The 16,002-nt window shown below is 58.4% G+C and carries 11 protein-coding genes; 2 read left to right on the forward strand and 9 right to left on the reverse strand.

Features of this window, described 5'->3' with window-relative positions; genetic code table 11:
• Positions 1-32 precede the first annotated feature (32 nt).
• Together KUW67_RS11290 and KUW67_RS11295 are read left to right on the forward strand one after the other, a co-directional pair.
• Positions 33-599, forward strand: a complete 567-nt coding sequence (locus KUW67_RS11290) for a hypothetical protein (RefSeq protein ID WP_224825409.1) — start codon at positions 33-35, stop codon at positions 597-599.
• A gap of 16 nt (positions 600-615) precedes the next feature.
• On the forward strand, positions 616-3,513 hold the full coding sequence (locus tag KUW67_RS11295; RefSeq protein WP_224825410.1) for a UvrD-helicase domain-containing protein: 2,898 nt from the start codon (positions 616-618) through the stop codon (positions 3,511-3,513).
• A 258-nt stretch (positions 3,514-3,771) separates the two neighbouring features.
• On the opposite strand, the gene KUW67_RS11300 is transcribed toward KUW67_RS11295, so the two are convergent.
• From KUW67_RS11300 to KUW67_RS11340, 9 genes are all read right to left on the reverse strand, one after another.
• Positions 3,772-4,578, reverse strand: a complete 807-nt coding sequence (locus KUW67_RS11300; RefSeq protein ID WP_224825411.1) for a hypothetical protein — start codon at positions 4,576-4,578, stop codon at positions 3,772-3,774.
• Positions 4,566-5,405 carry a glycosyltransferase family 2 protein gene (locus tag KUW67_RS11305; RefSeq protein ID WP_224825412.1) on the reverse strand — a complete coding sequence of 280 codons (840 nt, stop codon included), beginning with the start codon at positions 5,403-5,405 and terminating at the stop codon, positions 4,566-4,568. Before KUW67_RS11305 ends, KUW67_RS11300 begins: the two co-directional genes overlap by 13 nt.
• 155 nt (positions 5,406-5,560) lie before the next feature.
• Complete coding sequence (gene folD, locus KUW67_RS11310; protein WP_224825413.1) at positions 5,561-6,454, reverse strand: bifunctional methylenetetrahydrofolate dehydrogenase/methenyltetrahydrofolate cyclohydrolase FolD; 894 nt, start codon at positions 6,452-6,454, stop codon at positions 5,561-5,563.
• A gap of 1 nt (position 6,455) precedes the next feature.
• Positions 6,456-6,761, reverse strand: a complete 306-nt coding sequence (locus KUW67_RS11315; protein ID WP_224825414.1) for a chorismate mutase — start codon at positions 6,759-6,761, stop codon at positions 6,456-6,458.
• Between the two features lie 150 nt (positions 6,762-6,911).
• Positions 6,912-8,588, reverse strand: a complete 1,677-nt coding sequence (locus KUW67_RS11320; RefSeq protein WP_224825415.1) for a formate--tetrahydrofolate ligase — start codon at positions 8,586-8,588, stop codon at positions 6,912-6,914.
• Between the two features lie 21 nt (positions 8,589-8,609).
• Positions 8,610-11,387 carry a formate dehydrogenase subunit alpha gene (fdhF, locus tag KUW67_RS11325; RefSeq protein WP_224825416.1) on the reverse strand — a complete coding sequence of 926 codons (2,778 nt, stop codon included), beginning with the start codon at positions 11,385-11,387 and terminating at the stop codon, positions 8,610-8,612.
• A 94-nt stretch (positions 11,388-11,481) separates the two neighbouring features.
• Positions 11,482-13,167, reverse strand: a complete 1,686-nt coding sequence (locus tag KUW67_RS11330) for an NAD(P)H-dependent oxidoreductase subunit E (RefSeq protein WP_224825417.1) — start codon at positions 13,165-13,167, stop codon at positions 11,482-11,484.
• A 162-nt stretch (positions 13,168-13,329) separates the two neighbouring features.
• Entirely contained in the window at positions 13,330-14,196 is an 867-nt protein-coding gene (locus tag KUW67_RS11335; protein WP_224825418.1) for a YihY/virulence factor BrkB family protein, read from the reverse strand.
• The gene (locus tag KUW67_RS11340) at positions 14,193-15,956 is read right to left on the reverse strand and encodes an ABC transporter ATP-binding protein (RefSeq protein WP_224825419.1); all 1,764 of its coding nucleotides are present in this window, start codon (positions 15,954-15,956) and stop codon (positions 14,193-14,195) included. Before KUW67_RS11340 ends, KUW67_RS11335 begins: the two co-directional genes overlap by 4 nt.
• Between the last annotated feature and the right edge of the window lie 46 nt (positions 15,957-16,002).

Here is a 16,002-nt window from a genome sequence, read left to right on the forward strand (position 1 = left end):
TGATGAGCAGTTCGAATTGAGGCGCAAACACCATGACCTTCATTGACATCACAACACTCAAGAGAATGGTTTTTTCCTTTGAGAGCCACCCGCCACGGACCGCCGATCTGGAGAAGCGCATCAAGATTGGTAGTGCCTTCCACAACAAGTGGTACAAATCTCAACGCGATCATATGCTTGGATGGATGGTTGTGCAGGAATGTCAGGCTCGTAAGTCAGGCAATCACCCAACGATGGTAGACGCTCAAGGGATGTGGAACCGCCTTAAATGCAGTCCCTTGATGTTTTGGCTTGCAGAGTGTGGGGGAGTATCAAACGACGTGCTATGTCAGGCTGAAATTCATGCTGTGAGGGCGGCAGAACTAAACCCGAAAGATGGGGACCCGCATGGTGCTATGATGCGCACGGTTCTTCCTTGGACTCTTGTTGCAACGGCAATTTCAGCGCAGCCACTTCATCAATGGGATGACAATGCGGACCAAGCGGCTGAAGAAGCGTTTCAGCGATTGATTGCCAAGAACGCTGCATATCGCCCTTTGGCACAATGGCTGGAGGGTAACACCAACCAGCTATCAGGACGTGAAATCCCGAGCAAATGATGGATAACATTGTTTGATGCGCATCAAAGAAAAGCCAATACTTGGTTTCTTCCTGAACCCATTGGGCGTCCATGCCCGCAGTCTAGAATATCAAAACGACCGACTGCGCGTCACGGCCAAGCACAGTAGAAGCGTCCATATTTCCAGCCTCGCTACGGCACCAGTCGTCACCAAGGGTTTTGGCGGGGGTAGATTGCAGTTTTCCATCGATGACGGCACGAAGGTGGCGCTTCGAGGTGCCAAATACGCAGAAGCAATTTCCTTCAGTGACAGCATCACAGCAGAGTGGGTCGCTCATAATACATCACGTTTCGAGGCTGAGCGTTTGGCTATCGACGCAATCCTTGGCGCTATTGCTGAGCTATCCCAGCCGTTACGCTACCCATCGGCCTGCACTCTGTCGCCGATCCTTGAACAAGCTCGGCAGATAAACACTGAAGTCCTCTCGAAGCTGACCGAAGAAGCCATCGGCGAACAGCGGTTCAAGAAAGTTCAGTCCATCAATGGGTTTGTGAACAACGCAGGTACGATGCGCGACCTGGCGATCAAAGAGTTCGAACGACAACAGCTACCGAAGTGGCAGGAGTTCTTCGATACGTTCGAGAGCAACCCACTGACCCCTGAACAGCGGACGGCGATCATTGCTGATGAGGATGCGACCCTCGTCCTTGCGGGTGCAGGCTCAGGTAAGACCAGTGTCATCACCGCAAAGGCGGGGTACCTGCTGAAATCGGGGATACGGAAACCTGAAGAAATCCTGCTGCTGGCATTTGCGAGAGACGCCGCAAAGGAAATGTCTGAACGGATTGAGGAGAAATGCGGGGAACCATTGGAGGCCCGCACGTTTCATGCACTCGCCTACGACATCATAGGTGCTATCGAGGGTAGCAAGCCTGCACTGGCCGCACACGCCACGGATGACAAAGCGTTCCTTGCCTTGATCAAGGACATCCTTCGCGCATTGGTTCAAACGGCGACTGAAGTGTCGAAAGCGATCATGGGCTGGTTCTCCTATGCGCGTCTCGACGATAAGAGCGAGTGGGACTTCAAGAAGAAGCACGACTATTACACATACGTTGAAAAACTGGACCTACGCACCCTTCAGGGCGAACAGGTAAAGAGCTATGAAGAGTTGATGATCGCAAACTGGTTGTTCGAGAATGGCATCGAATACGAGTATGAGCCCGACTATGAACACAAGGTCTCGGCGGATGGATACCGCGACTACTGCCCCGATTTCCGCCTCACCAAGAGCGGCGTCTATATCGAGCATTTTGGCGTGCGACGTGGCAAGACAGCCAGTGGAGCCGAAATCCTGACCACGGCACCATTTGTTGACCGCGAAGAGTATCTGGACGGGATGGAATGGAAGCGCGGTGTGCATGCCGAACATGAAACCACGCTGATCGAGACCTTCAGCTATGAACGGCAGGAAGGTCGCCTGCTGGAGGCATTGGCCGAAAAGATCGCCGAGCATGAAACGCTGGCACCACGCTCCCGTGCGACGCTGTTCGATCAGGTGATGGAGATGAACCAAGCCGACAGCTTCGTGCAACTAATCGGTACCTTCCTGAAGCACTACAAGGGTGGCGGCTACCGTATCGAAGAGTGCGCCGCCAAGGGTAAGAAGATCAAACTTGGCAAACGGGCCACAGCGTTCCTTTCGATCTTTGAACCAGTCTATGCGGAATACCAAGAACGGCTGGACGGTCGCATCGACTTTGAAGATATGATCCTACGGGCCACAAGCTACGCCGAGAGCGGACGATACGTCAGCCCGTTCAAGCACATCTTGGTGGATGAATTTCAGGACATCTCACGCAGTCGGGGCCGTTTGGTAAAGGCACTGAAAGGGCAGCATAGTGACGCCCGTCTCTTTGCCGTGGGTGATGATTGGCAATCGATCTACAGGTTCGCCGGTTCGGACATCAATCTGATGCGTGACTTTGGTAAAGAATTCGGCGGTAGTTTCGATGGCCAAACTGCCGTCCACCGGACCGTTGACCTTGGTCGAACTTTCCGGTCGGTCGATCAAATCGCGTACGCGGCGAAGAAGTTCGTTTTGCAAAATCCTGCCCAACTGAAAAAAACCGTGATCCCTGCGGGTGTCGCCGATACGCCCGCTCTCAAGGTCGTACCGACGTTTCGGCATGACGCTGAGACCAAGCTGAAGCAGGTCCTCTCGTCTCTCTCGGATAATGATCAACCCGACAACCGTAAGGCCTCTGTCCTGCTTTTGGGGCGCTATCGGCATTTGGCACCTGACCGCTTGCCCCAATTGCGTCGTGAGTTCCCTAAGCTCGACATCACGTTCAAGACCATCCACTCATCCAAAGGGTTGGAGGCCGACCACGTGATCATCTTGAGCCTGTTCAGGGGACGCACGGGTTTCCCATCTGAGATTGTGGATGACCCACTGTTGAGCTTGGTATCCCCAGAAGCTGAGCCGTTTAAAAACGCCGAAGAAAGGCGGGTGATGTATGTCGCCATGACACGTGCGCGAAAAACGGTGACCTTGATGGGGTCGGCATCCATGCCTTCTGCATTTGTCACGGAGTTGGTGGATGACCCTGAATACGGCGTCATTGGCATGTCTGAGACAACACCCGTGACCCATACGTGTGGCGAGTGTGGTGGGCATCTGTTGGCGTTCCCAACCAAGGACGGTCGCACTTGGTATCGTTGTGAGCATGCCGATCTCTGCGGGCACTCCTTGAACGCCTGTGGTGAGTGCGAAAGCGGGTTACCGACCAAGCAAGCTGACACTGAAATGATGCAGTGTTGCTGTGGTGCAGAATACCCCACCTGTCCGAGTTGTAACGATGGCTGGCTGGTCGAGCGAAAGGGCCGCTATGGGCCGTTCTTAGGCTGTGTTGGGTTTCCAAGGTGCAAGGGAAAAAAGAAGAAACAATAGTATGAGTCATCACGACTTGGTCGAAACCGATGATCTTACTACGACATCTTACTACGATTCAGACAGACAAATTATAATTAAATATATGATATTAATATATTTTATTATCACTCCCTCGACTCCCCTAGGCTCCACCAAGCGTTTCGAAGAAACGCGTCGCCCGATAGGTGATTTCGAAGAAAACACCGTAGGGGCTCATCTACCCAAAGCTCCCAACATCTTCAAAAGCACGATCAACACCTGTCTGCGCAGCCATGCCTATTCGCTGTTCATAATCGCCTTGATAACAGGAACCAAATCTTCCGCCGGGAAGGCCATCGGCTCCACTTCAAAGCGCACCATACGACCGACCGTTTCCACAGGTTTGAAATACTTCTCGACCCCGTGATATCGGCGCCGGTTCGTGTAATCGTCCCACAGTATCGTGACCGGTTTACTCATCTTGAACAATGCTGCGTAAAAGCAGGCTTGCCGGAAGCGTCCATCAATCAAGATCAAGTCCGGCTCCACGAACTCCGGATCGTCATAGATGCCGAATGAGTAATCCGGATAGCGCATATATCCGTTATGGCCCTTGGGGCGGCCCCAGGCTTTTGTCTTTCCGATATCGGTGTAGCGCATATGGATATCGGCGTCCGGATAGGCCGTCTTGATCGACGCCCCCAATTTGTCCGACCAGGCCTGATCCGTCTCCATCGAAAAAAGCTTCGGACGATGCGGCAGCGTTGCCGCAAAAACGGTCGAGCCTCCTGATCCATATTCAAGGATCGTCTGCGCCCCACGATACTTCTCTGTCAGGTATTTCGTCTCTGCCTCCGGCAAGGTGATCTTCGGGAGGAAAAGCTCTTCCGATTCCGCATCCAGTTGGATCGTTGAAGGGGAAAACGCGCCCTCTTCCAGTTTGGCTTCTGTTTCGGTCATCGCCAGTTCCTTGCCTATATGGTCGAGTGCCTGCTCATGGCACGTCCGCACTGCTTCATTCTTCAGGTAGCTTTCGATCAGCTTATCCAATTCCGGCTTGTGTCGCAAAATCGTGCGGTCTTCCGCATCGTTCAGATTGTGCAAGCGGTAGAAATTCTCGTTGTGCCGCACGCGAGGTGCGCATCTGCTGCCTTCTTTCGGTAAAACCCACGCCCGCGCTTCTTCTTGAGCGCGAACATATCGGGGTTGCGCACCGCGTAATGATTGATCTGCGCGTATTCTGTCGAGAACTCGCTTTCGCCAATATAGGCAGAGCCGCCAGACCGACTGCCCGCGATCCAGCCTTTATTGGCATCGCGCTCTGCGTTCCAAGGCACATCGCCCGCCAAAAGGAAATCATCAAGGCTCAGCTCGGCGCCTTTAACAATCTGAGGGCGGTGCATGTTGCCATAGGTAAACCCCAGCACACCGCGCTCGTACCGGAAGATCGATTTCACGTGACACGGCTTCCCGCTGGGTTGCTTTTCTGCCGTCGAGAAGTCCTCGGACACCTGCCGTTGGATCACCCCGGTCGTTCCGCCATCGCCGAACAGACGCCACGGAATGATCATCCCCTTCTTGCGTCCCAGCTTGACGATCAGATCGTCCACATAGCCATCACCCAGATGGATATTTAGATACTCATCCGCGTCCAGAAAGGCGAACCAATCGCCATCCTGCAAAAGCCCCGATTTGTTGAGCGCCATGATCGCCGATCTCTGAGGTCCAAACCGCGGATCAGGCTTATGCGGCAAGTGTTTGGCGATCAGCTCTGCCTGCTCCATCGCGTCCAGCAGCGCATCCGTCCCATCTGTGCAATCGTTTGAGGCGATATAGATCGTGTCAAACCCGATCAGCCGGTGATACGCGACCCATTCAAGGAGTGTCGAACCTTCGTTTTTCACCGCAGAGAATAAGACTTTTCGGCTCAACGACTTCCGCTCCTTTTACGCAATCAGGTAGCACTACGCCAAAAAGCTCGCAAGTTTTTAGGTCTGCAAGCCAATGGAGTTAGGTATCGGCAAAATGCTTGAAAGGCGGGACACCCTCCCTGCCAGATTCAGAACGTCAGACTTGCAGGTGCCTCCTAAGCCGTCAGCCCCTCCGGCTCCACCAACCCATTCGCCCGGCAGCACGCCGTCAACGTATTGGCCAGCAGACACGCAATCGTCATCGGCCCCACACCGCCCGGCACCGGCGTAATCGCCCCCGCCACAGCCGCGCAACTGTCGTAATCGACATCGCCCACCAACCGCGTACCGCCCTCGGGCTTTTCAATCCGGTTGATGCCCACGTCAATCACAGTCGCCCCAGGCTTGATCCAGTCGCCCGGCACCATCTGAGGCCGCCCGACAGCCGCCACCACAATATCCGCGCGCCGCACCACATCCGGCAAATCCTTGGTCCGCGAATGCGCAATCGTCACCGTGCAGCTGTCACCCAGCAACAACTGCGCCATCGGCTTGCCAACGATATTACTGCGCCCGATCACCACTGCATCCATCCCGCTGAGCGACCCATGATGATCCCGCAGCATCATCAGACAGCCCAGCGGCGTGCACGGCACCATGCTTTTCTGCCCGGTCCCAAGCAGGCCCACATTACTGATATGAAACCCGTCCACATCTTTGGCCGGATCAATCGAGTTAATCACCAGATCCTCGTCCAGATGCCCCGGCAACGGCAATTGCACCAAAATCCCATGAATGCTCGGATCGCCATTCAACTCCGCGATCAACGCCAGCAGATCCGCCTCAGACGTGTCCACGTCCAGCTTATGCTCGACCGAGTGCATACCCACCTCGACAGTCATCTTCCCCTTCGAGCGCACATAGACCTGAGACGCAGGGTCCTCCCCCACCAGCACCACGGCCAGACCCGGCGTGATCCCGTTTTCCTCTTTGATCCGGGACACATGCGCGGCCACCTTGCCCCGCACGCTTGCCGCAAACGCTTTGCCGTCGATCACTGTCGCTGTCATCTTACCCGTCTTTCCTATCGCCCATATGCCGCTCCTCGCGCGCAATGGACCAGTCAATCATCTCGCGCCACAGGCGCTCTGCCAGATCCACATCAAACCCGGCCTCTCCAGCGGCCACCCGCACCTTGGCCACAACGTCCTCAACACGCGCCGGAATATTCGCCGGCAAACCCGCCGCTTCCTTGATCTGAGCCGCGCGATCTATGAACGCAGCCCGCCGTGCCAAAAGCGCCACCAACTCCCGGTCCAGCGCATCAATTCCGGCGCGAATATCAACCATGTCCAAACACTCAGATGGCGGTTTCATAAGTCATAACTCCAATGACAGTCGCCTCTGACCTAAGCCACCCGATCCCCACCTTCAACGCGACACCTCATCCCTTCTTTTGTCCGCAAATACCTCCCGCCCGGAGGGCATGGCGGCGGGCCGGGGCTCGATGCCCCGGCGCGGCGCTCCCTAGAACAAACCTTCGATCTGGCCTTCGTCGTTCAGGCGAATATTCTCTGCCGACGGCACGCGCGGCAGACCCGGCATCGTCATGATCTCGCCGCAGACAACAACCACGAAACCGGCCCCCGCGCTTAGCCGTACTTCACGGATCGGCACGGAAAACCCGGTCGGCGCGCCGCGCTCATTCGGATCGGTCGAGAAGGAGTATTGCGTTTTCGCCATGCAGATCGGCAGGTTGCCATAACCCTGCTCTTCCCACAGCTTCAACTGACCCAGGATCTTCTGATCCGCGATCACGCCATCCGCATGGTAAATCTGCTTGGCAATCGTCTCGATCTTCCCGATCAACGGCATGTCATCGCCATAGATCGGCGCAAACTCACTCGCCCCGCTCTCGGCAATCTCGGCCACCCGCGTCGCCAAGGCTTCGGAGCCTTCCGAGCCCAGCTCCCAATGGCGGCTTAAAATCGCTTCCGAGCCTTGCGAGGCGACATACTCCTGCACCGCCGCCACTTCCGCCTCTGTGTCGTTGACAAAGTGGTTAATGGCCACGACAACCGGCACGCCGAACCCTTTGAGGTTCCCGATATGCCGCCCAAGGTTTGCACAGCCCGCTTTCACGGCCTCGACATTCTCTTCACCAAGGTCGGCCTTCGCGACACCACCGTTCATCTTCATCGCGCGCACGGTGGCGACCAGCACCACACAATCGGGTGCCAGGCCCGCCTTCCGGCATTTGATGTTCATGAATTTCTCAGCGCCCAGATCGGCCCCGAAACCGGCTTCCGTCACAACGTAATCGGCAATTTTCAAAGCCGTCGTCGTCGCGATGACCGAGTTACAGCCATGCGCGATATTCGCGAACGGACCGCCATGCACAAACGCGGGATTGTTCTCCAGCGTCTGCACAAGGTTCGGCTGCATCGCATCTTTCAGCAGAACCGTCATCGCGCCTTCCGCCTTGATATCGCGGCAAAACACGGGGCTGCGGTCGCGACGGTAGGCCACGATCATATCACCCAGACGCTGCTCCAAGTCCTTGAGATCCTTGGCCAAACACAGGATTGCCATCACTTCCGAGGCCACCGTGATGTCAAACCCGGCCTCCCGCGGAAAGCCATTGGCCACCCCGCCCAAAGACGCCGTGATCTGGCGCAGCGCGCGGTCATTCATGTCCACAACGCGCTTCCACTGAACGCGGCGAATATCAATCTCGGCCCCGTTGCCCCAATAGATGTGGTTGTCGATCATCGCGGACAAAAGCGAATGCGCGGACGTAATCGCATGGAAATCGCCCGTGAAGTGAAGGTTCATATCCTCCATCGGCACGATCTGCGCGTAACCACCACCAGCGGCCCCGCCTTTCATCCCGAAATTCGGCCCGAGCGAGGCTTCGCGGATGCAGACAGCCGCCTTCTTGCCGATGCGGTTCAGACCATCGCCCAGACCCACGGTCGTCGTGGTCTTGCCCTCGCCCGCAGGGGTCGGGTTGATCGCGGTGACCAGCACCAGCTTGCCGTTCTTGTTGCTCTGAACAGAGTTAATGAACGACTGACTCACCTTGGCCTTGTCGTGGCCATAAGGCAGCAGATCATCGCTGCCGATCCCCAGCTTGGCACCGATCTCTTGGATCGGTTTCTTGTTCGCTTCGCGGGCGATTTCGATGTCGGTCTTGTAAGCCATAGGCGTGGTCTTTCTTAGAGGTCACTCAGCGGCGACAGATTGCAACTCGGCAGGCTCGACACGGACGGCCGAGAACTTGAATTCAGGGATTTTGCCGAAAGGATCGACGGCAGAATTGGTTAATATGTTGGCCGCAGCCTCGACATAGGCGAAGGGCAGGAACACCATGTCTTCGGCCACCGCGCGGTCCGCGCGGGCCATCACAACAAGGCTGCCGCGACGGGTCGTCAGCTTCAAATGCCCGCCCGGCTCAACACCCAGTTTGCGCAGGGTTTTCGGATGCAGCGAACAGTTCGCCTCAGGCTCCACCGCGTCCAGCACGGGCGCGCGGCGGGTCATCGTACCGGTATGCCAATGCTCCAACTGTCGCCCTGTGGTCAGGATCATCGGGAAGTTCTCGTCCGGCACCTCAGCCGGCGGCGTCACCCGCGCAGGCGTGAACATCGCCCGTCCCGCACGGCGCGGGAACCCGTCGCCAAAGACCACGGCCTGCCCCGGATCGGTGTTGGACAGCGACGGATAGGTCACCGCGCTTTCCTTCTCGAGCCGCTTCCACGTGATGTGATGCAGCGAGCGCATTGACATCTTCATCTCGTCAAAGACCTCGCGCGGATCGTCATAATCCCAATCCAGACCCACGCCCCGCGCCATCTCGACGATGATTTCCCAATCCTCACGCGCCTCGCCGGGTGCATCGACCGCCTTGCGCGCCACCTGCACCTGACGGTTGGTATTGGTGACCGTGCCTGACTTCTCAGGAAACGCCGACGACGGCAGGATCACATCCGCAAACATCGCCGTTTCGGTCATGAAAATATCCTGCACCACCAGATGTGTCAGCCGCGCCAGCGCCTTGCGGGCATGCTCCACATCCGGGTCCGACATCGCGGGGTTCTCGCCCATGATATACATGCCGCTGATCTCGCCCCGATAAATCGCGTCGATAATCTCGACCACGGTCAAACCGGGTTTGGCATCAATCTCGGTGCCCTTCCAGATATGCCGGAACAATTCGCGCACTTCCTCATCCGCTACCGACTGATAATCCGGCAAAACCTGCGGAATAAGCCCCGCATCCGACGCGCCCTGCACGTTATTCTGCCCCCGCAGCGGATGCAGCCCCGTCCCGGGCCGCCCGATCTGCCCACAGAGCAGCGCCAGCGCGATCAGACACCGCGCATTATCCGTGCCGTGGATGTGCTGCGAAACGCCCATCCCCCAAAAGATCATCGCATTCGTGGCCCCCGCATAAGTGCGCGCCACATCGCGGATCATCTCGGGCGTGATGCCACACAGCTCCGACATCCGCTCGGGCGTAAACGCCCGAATATGCTCACGGAATTCAAAGAATCCTTCGGTGAAGCCCTCAATATATTGCCGGTCATAAAGCTTCTCTTCCACGATCACATTCATGATCGCGTTCAGCAAAGCCACGTCCGTCCCCGGCCGGAACTGGAGCATATGCGACGCATGCCGCTTCAACCCCTGCCCGCGCGGATCCATGATAATCAACTCACCACCGCGCTTGGCGAACTGCTTGAAGAACGTCGCCGCAACCGGATGGTTCTCGGTCGGGTTCGCCCCAATCACAATCGCCACATCCGCGTTCTCAATCTCATTAAACGTCGCCGTCACAGCGCCGGAACCGACGTTCTCCATCAACGCCGCAACCGAGGACGCGTGACACAGCCGCGTGCAGTGATCGACGTTGTTGTGCTTGAAGCCCTGCCGGATCAGCTTCTGGAACAAATACGCCTCTTCATTCGTGCATTTCGCGCTGCCAAACCCGGCCACCGACGCGCCACCATAATAGCTGCGCAGGTCCACCAGCCCCTTCGCGGCAACCTCCAACGCCTCCTCCCACGTCGCCTCGCGGAAATGCGTAAACGGGTTTGCAGGATCCACGTTCAGCCCCTTTTCCGGCGCATCTTCACGCCGGATCAGCGGTGTCGTCAGCCGGTGCGGATGGTGAATGTAGTCAAACCCGAACCGCCCCTTCACGCACAAACGCCCCTCATTCGCAGGCCCGTTGATCCCCTCAACATACTTAACGGCCCCGTCCTTGATCTTGAGCGACACCTGACAGCCCACCCCACAGAACGGGCAAACCGATTGCACCTCTTCCTCGAAATCCTTGCTATCGCCGACCTGCGCCTCATCCACCACAGACGACGGCATCAGCGCCCCTGTCGGACACGCCTGCACGCATTCACCGCAAGCCACACAGGTGCTGTCGCCCATCGGGTCGGCAAAATCGAAGGTCGGATAGCTGTCATGGCCACGCCCCGCCATGCCGATCACATCATTGACCTGCACCTCGCGACACGCCCGCACGCACAGCCCGCATTGGATGCAGGCATCAAGGTTAACGCTCATCGCGATATGGCTGTCATCCAGCAGCGGAATGCGCTCTTTCTCCAGCTTCGGAAAGCGGCTGCCTTCAACCCCCACGGCCTCGGCCATATCCCACAGATGCGCGGATTTATCATGCGCCACGTCACGCTCTGGCTGATCGGCGACCAGCATTTCGACAACCATCTTGCGCGCGGTCTTCGCGCGCGCAGAATCCGTCGTTACAACCATGCCGTCCATAGGCTCGCGAATGCAGGACGCAACCAGCGTCCGCTCACCCTCAACCTCGACCATACAAGCGCGGCAATTGCCATCGGGGCGATAGCCCGGCGCAGGCTTGTGGCACAGATGCGGGATCACCAGACCGCGCCCGTTGGCGACCTCCCAAATGGTCTCTCCGGGGGCTGCAGTGACGGTTTCACCGTCGAGGGTAAAGGTCACGGTCATGGCTTTGGCTCCCTCACGTCCCGGACCAGATCCGGGACCTCTTGGGTGGCGGAAAGGTCCCGGGTCAGGCCCGGGACGCGGAGGGAATACGACATCAGATTTCCTCCTTGAAATGCTGCATCACCAGCTTGATCGGGTTGGGCGCCGCCTGCCCCAGCCCGCAAATGCTGGCGTCGGTCATCGCGGTACACAGATCGCCCAGCAAATCCTGATCCCAAACCGGCTCTTGCATCAGCTTGACGGCCTTCTCGCAGCCCACGCGACACGGCGTGCATTGCCCGCAGCTTTCATCCTCAAAAAACCGCAGCATGTTCAGCGCGGCATCGCGGGCCGCATCCTGATCGGACAGCACGACAACCGCCGCCGATCCAATAAACGTGCCCAAAGGCTGCAACGTGTCAAAGTCCAACGGCACATCGTCAATTGACGCAGGGAGCAGCCCTGAGGACGGCCCACCCGGCTGATACGCCTTGAACACATGGCCATCCGCCATGCCGCCCGCCGCTTCGATAATGTCCAAAATCGTGGACCCTGCGGGCAGCAGATATACGCCCGGCTCTGCCACGCGACCTGACACCGAATAGCTGCGCAGGCCCACACGTCCATTCATCTCGACCGAGTTCAAAACCTCCGGCCCTTCGCGGCAAATCTTGGCGACCCAATACAAAGTCTCGACGTTATGCACCAAGGTCGGGCGATCAAAAACGCCGACCTGAGCCACGAACGGAGGGCGATGCCGCGGCAACCCGCGCTTGCCCTCGATGCTTTCGATCATCGCGCTTTCTTCGCCGCAGATATACGCCCCAGCCCCGCGCCGCAGGTCGATATAGCCCTCAGCAACGATGCCCGCCGCCTCAAGTGCGGCAATCTCGGTGCGCAGAATGTCCAGCACCGCCGGATATTCGTCGCGCATATAGATAAAGCACGTCCCGGCCTCGACCGCCCAAGCCGCGATCAGCATCCCCTCAAGGAAGAGATGCGGCGTCCGCTCCAGATAATAGCGGTCTTTGAACGTGCCCGGCTCGCCTTCGTCGCCGTTCACGGCCAGATAACGCGGGCCTTCATTGCCCCGTACAAAACCCCACTTTTTGCCAGACGGGAACCCGGCCCCGCCAAGGCCGCGCAGACCCGAGGACAGCACGGTTTCCTGCACGTCTTCCCAATCGCCATCTGCGCGCAACGACTTCAGCGCCGCATAGCCGCCATCCGCGACATAGGCGTCGAAATCCTCGTAATCCGGCACATGCGCATGGGTGTCGCCCGCCGCAATCGCGGCCTCCACATTTTCGACCGTGGCGTTGTCGATATGGTTATGCCCCAGCTCTAGTACCGGCGCGGTATCGCACCGCCCCATGCACGGCGCGCGCAGAACGCGGACCTCGGACGCATCCAGACCGTCCTCCAGCGCGGCTTTCAACTGCTGCGCCCCAGCCAACTCGCACGACAGGGAATCGCACACGCGGATGGTCAGCGCAGGCGGCACCGCCTCGCCTTCTTTCACCACATCGAAATGCGCATAAAATGTCGCGACCTCGTAAACCTCGGCCATGCTCAGCTTCATCTCTTCGGCCAGCGCGCGCAGATGCGCCGCCGACAGACAACGATGCGCGTCCTGAATAAGGTGCATAAATTCAATCAGCAGATCCCGGCGGCGCGGGCGGTCGCCCAACAGCGCGCGCACCTCGGCCAAGGCGGCGTCGTCATACTGACGGCCCTTTGGCGTGACGCGGCCCTTGCCCCGCCCCGATTTCCAAACGCCCTTACGATCGTCCAATGCCATGCCAAGCCTCCCTCAGCGCACACCAACTCGCCGTTGATGAGACGCGAAAATACACAAATGCATACGGTTGTATGAGACACAGATATGGTCATTTCCGACATCAGCTGTCGGCGCGCGTCTCTACTGGCACACGCTCTGACGCCTATCGGAAATTTTGAGGCCCTATCGGGTGTCTCGCCCGCGGGCCAGCTCGACGTTCAGGGCAGCGCCCAGCAGAATCAAAAACGCGCTGATATAGAGCCACATCAGCATCGCGATCACCGCCCCGATAGAGCCGTAGACCTCGTTATAGGTGCCGAAATTCGACAGATAGACGGAAAAGGCCGCCGACGCACCAGCCCAGAAAATCACCACCAGAAAGCTGCCCGGTGTGATCCAGCTCATCTTGTAGACCGGGCGGTTCGGGCCATACCGATATAGTAGGCTCAGCGCCATCAGCAGCACCGTGATTGCCGTGCTCCAGCGCAGCAGTTCGACGACGACCTCTGCAAACGCGCCCAGCGGCAGGAATGCCAGAATGATCGGCACAATCACGATTGTCGTCAGCGCGACCAGCGCCACGCCCACCAGACAAGCCGTCAGGAACAGGGCGGTCAGATAATGCATCACCCCGCCCCGGTTGGACGACCCGTGGATCGTGTTCAGCCCCCGGATCAGCGCGCTGACCCCGGAGCGCGCCGACCACAGCGCAAAGAGGATAGATATCGCGCCCGCCCAGCCCAGCGTAGAGGAGGACGTGCGCACCAGCCGGTCCACCTGATTGCCCAACAATCGAAACGCATCCGCCGGGATGATTCCGCGCATCAACTCCAACTGCGCATCCACAATCGATGGGTCCGACACCAGACCCCAAATCGCAATGATCGCTGCCAATCCGGGAAAGACCGCCAAGATGCCATAAAACGCAATGCCCGCCGAAATCAGCGCGAGGTTCTTCTGGTCAATTGCGTTGAACACCCCCACCAACGCCTTCCACCACAACCGACGGTTCGAGATATCGGCTCGCATATCTTCTTGCGTCTGGCTCACGTGTCGGCGTCCTCCTTGGCCTCCAGATTGAACAACGCCCGATAGATCGCGTTGGTTTCCATCAGCACCTCATGGGTGTCGAACGCCACCAGTTTACCATGATCCAGCAACAAAACCCGGTCGACCCATTGCAGCGTTGAAGGCCGGTGCGTGACGAAAAGGATGGTGCTCTGAGTCGCGCTGTCCACCGTGGCCTGCATAATCTTATGCTCGTTTGCCCCGTCCAGCGCGCTGGTTGCTTCGTCGTAGATGTAGATCTTGGCGTGTTTGACCATCGCCCGCGCGATGCCCACGCGCTGCTTTTGCCCACCCGACAAGGAGGCCCCGTTCGGCCCGATCTCGCTGTCCAGACCGTCCGGCATGTCATCGGCGAAGGCGCTGACCATCGCGCGATCTGCCGCCGCCGCGATCTCGTAATCCGTCGCATCGGGATTGCCGTCGCGGATGTTGTTGCGGATCGTGCCGTCAAACAGGAACACATCCTGCGAGATCAGCGCAATCGCGTCCCGCATCGCATCCGGGGTCACCTCGGCCAAATCCTGCCCCCCGATCGAAATCACGCCCTTGGTCGGCGCGTAAAACCGCTGCACCAGATCAATCAGCGTGGTTTTTCCCGCGCCCGAGCGGCCCACAACCGCGATCCGCTCCCCCGGCTTGGTCTCAAAACTCAGATCATGCAGCGCGGCGGCTTCCGCATTGTAGCGGAACGACACGCCGTCAAACTTCAACGCGCTCGACCGCCCCTCCAGCGTCGCCGTCCCGGTTCGCGCGTCCCCATCCGACGAGGCGAAAAGCCCATACATCTGCCCCACCTGCACCAGCGATTTCTGGATCATCACCCAGTTCTGCGAGACCCGCTCCGCCGGTTGGTAGGCCAGCAAAAACGCCGTGATGAACGCCGTGAAATCCCCCGCCGTGCGGGTGCCCTGGCCGGTCTGCCAGGACGCATAGAGGATGAACAAACCGATCGCGAGGCCGCCCAGAAACTCCATCAACGGGATTGTGAGGGATGTCGTCTTCGCGATCCCCAGCATCCGATCTTCCAGCGCGTTCACCGCGGCTGCGAATTTCGACTTGGATTTCTCCTCCAACCCATAGCTCTTGACCGTCTTGATCCCCTCGAACGCCTCCGCGCCGACCGATTGGATCTTGCCCTGCAGCTCGGTTTCCTCTGCCGCGACCGCCTTGATCCGGCGCGTCAAAAGCGCGACCAGCCCGAAAATCAGCGGAAACAGCACCGCGAGAGAGATCGACATCAACGGATCGGTGTAGATCATCACCGCGACCAGCCCGATCAGGGTCAGCACATCCGTGGACAGCTTGTTGAGCACTGTCGTCACGATCAAGCCTGCCGCGCGCCCGAACAGCATCACCTCGGCCATGTGTTTGGCCGCGTGTTTGCCCGCAAAATACGGCACCGATTTCGCGACCATCGCTTTGAACGTGGCCTTCTGGTAGAACGCCGCGACCGACCGCGTGAACTTCGTGCCGATCACCACATTGGCGTATTCAAAGCCGCTTTTGCCGATGCTCACCACCGCCAGCAGCGCGGCCACCTGATAGGCCGCTGTCGCGCTGCCCGCCACGAAAACCTCGTTCACGATCAGCTTGGTCGAATAGGCCAGCGCCGCGGTGAACCCGGCGACACCGAACATGCAAATCAATGATCCCAGATACAGCTTCCAGTGACGCGGCAGCGCCTCGCCCAGCAGGCGCCGGGCAATCTGAAGCGATGTCATATCGGTGGAGGGGTCGGCCATGCGTGAAGGCATCCAAGGTTGCTGCGCACTCATATGATGATTGAGG

Origin of the sequence: Cognatishimia sp. MH4019 (assembly GCF_020177595.1) — a bacterium.
In the GTDB taxonomy this organism is placed as follows: domain Bacteria; phylum Pseudomonadota; class Alphaproteobacteria; order Rhodobacterales; family Rhodobacteraceae; genus JAHTBL01.

What these genes read in the sequence shown, in the direction of transcription:
- KUW67_RS11290 (WP_224825409.1), top strand. Translation starts at nt 33, where the DNA reads ATGACCTTCATTGACATCACAACACTCAAGAGAATGGTTTTTTCCTTT.
- KUW67_RS11295 (WP_224825410.1), top strand. Translation starts at nt 616, where the DNA reads ATGCGCATCAAAGAAAAGCCAATACTTGGTTTCTTCCTGAACCCATTG.
- folD (WP_224825413.1), bottom strand. Translation starts at nt 6,454, where the DNA reads ATGACAGCGACAGTGATCGACGGCAAAGCGTTTGCGGCAAGCGTGCGG.
- KUW67_RS11315 (WP_224825414.1), bottom strand. Translation starts at nt 6,761, where the DNA reads ATGAAACCGCCATCTGAGTGTTTGGACATGGTTGATATTCGCGCCGGA.
- KUW67_RS11320 (WP_224825415.1), bottom strand. Translation starts at nt 8,588, where the DNA reads ATGGCTTACAAGACCGACATCGAAATCGCCCGCGAAGCGAACAAGAAA.
- fdhF (WP_224825416.1), bottom strand. Translation starts at nt 11,387, where the DNA reads ATGACCGTGACCTTTACCCTCGACGGTGAAACCGTCACTGCAGCCCCC.
- KUW67_RS11330 (WP_224825417.1), bottom strand. Translation starts at nt 13,167, where the DNA reads ATGGCATTGGACGATCGTAAGGGCGTTTGGAAATCGGGGCGGGGCAAG.
- KUW67_RS11340 (WP_224825419.1), bottom strand. Translation starts at nt 15,956, where the DNA reads ATGGCCGACCCCTCCACCGATATGACATCGCTTCAGATTGCCCGGCGC.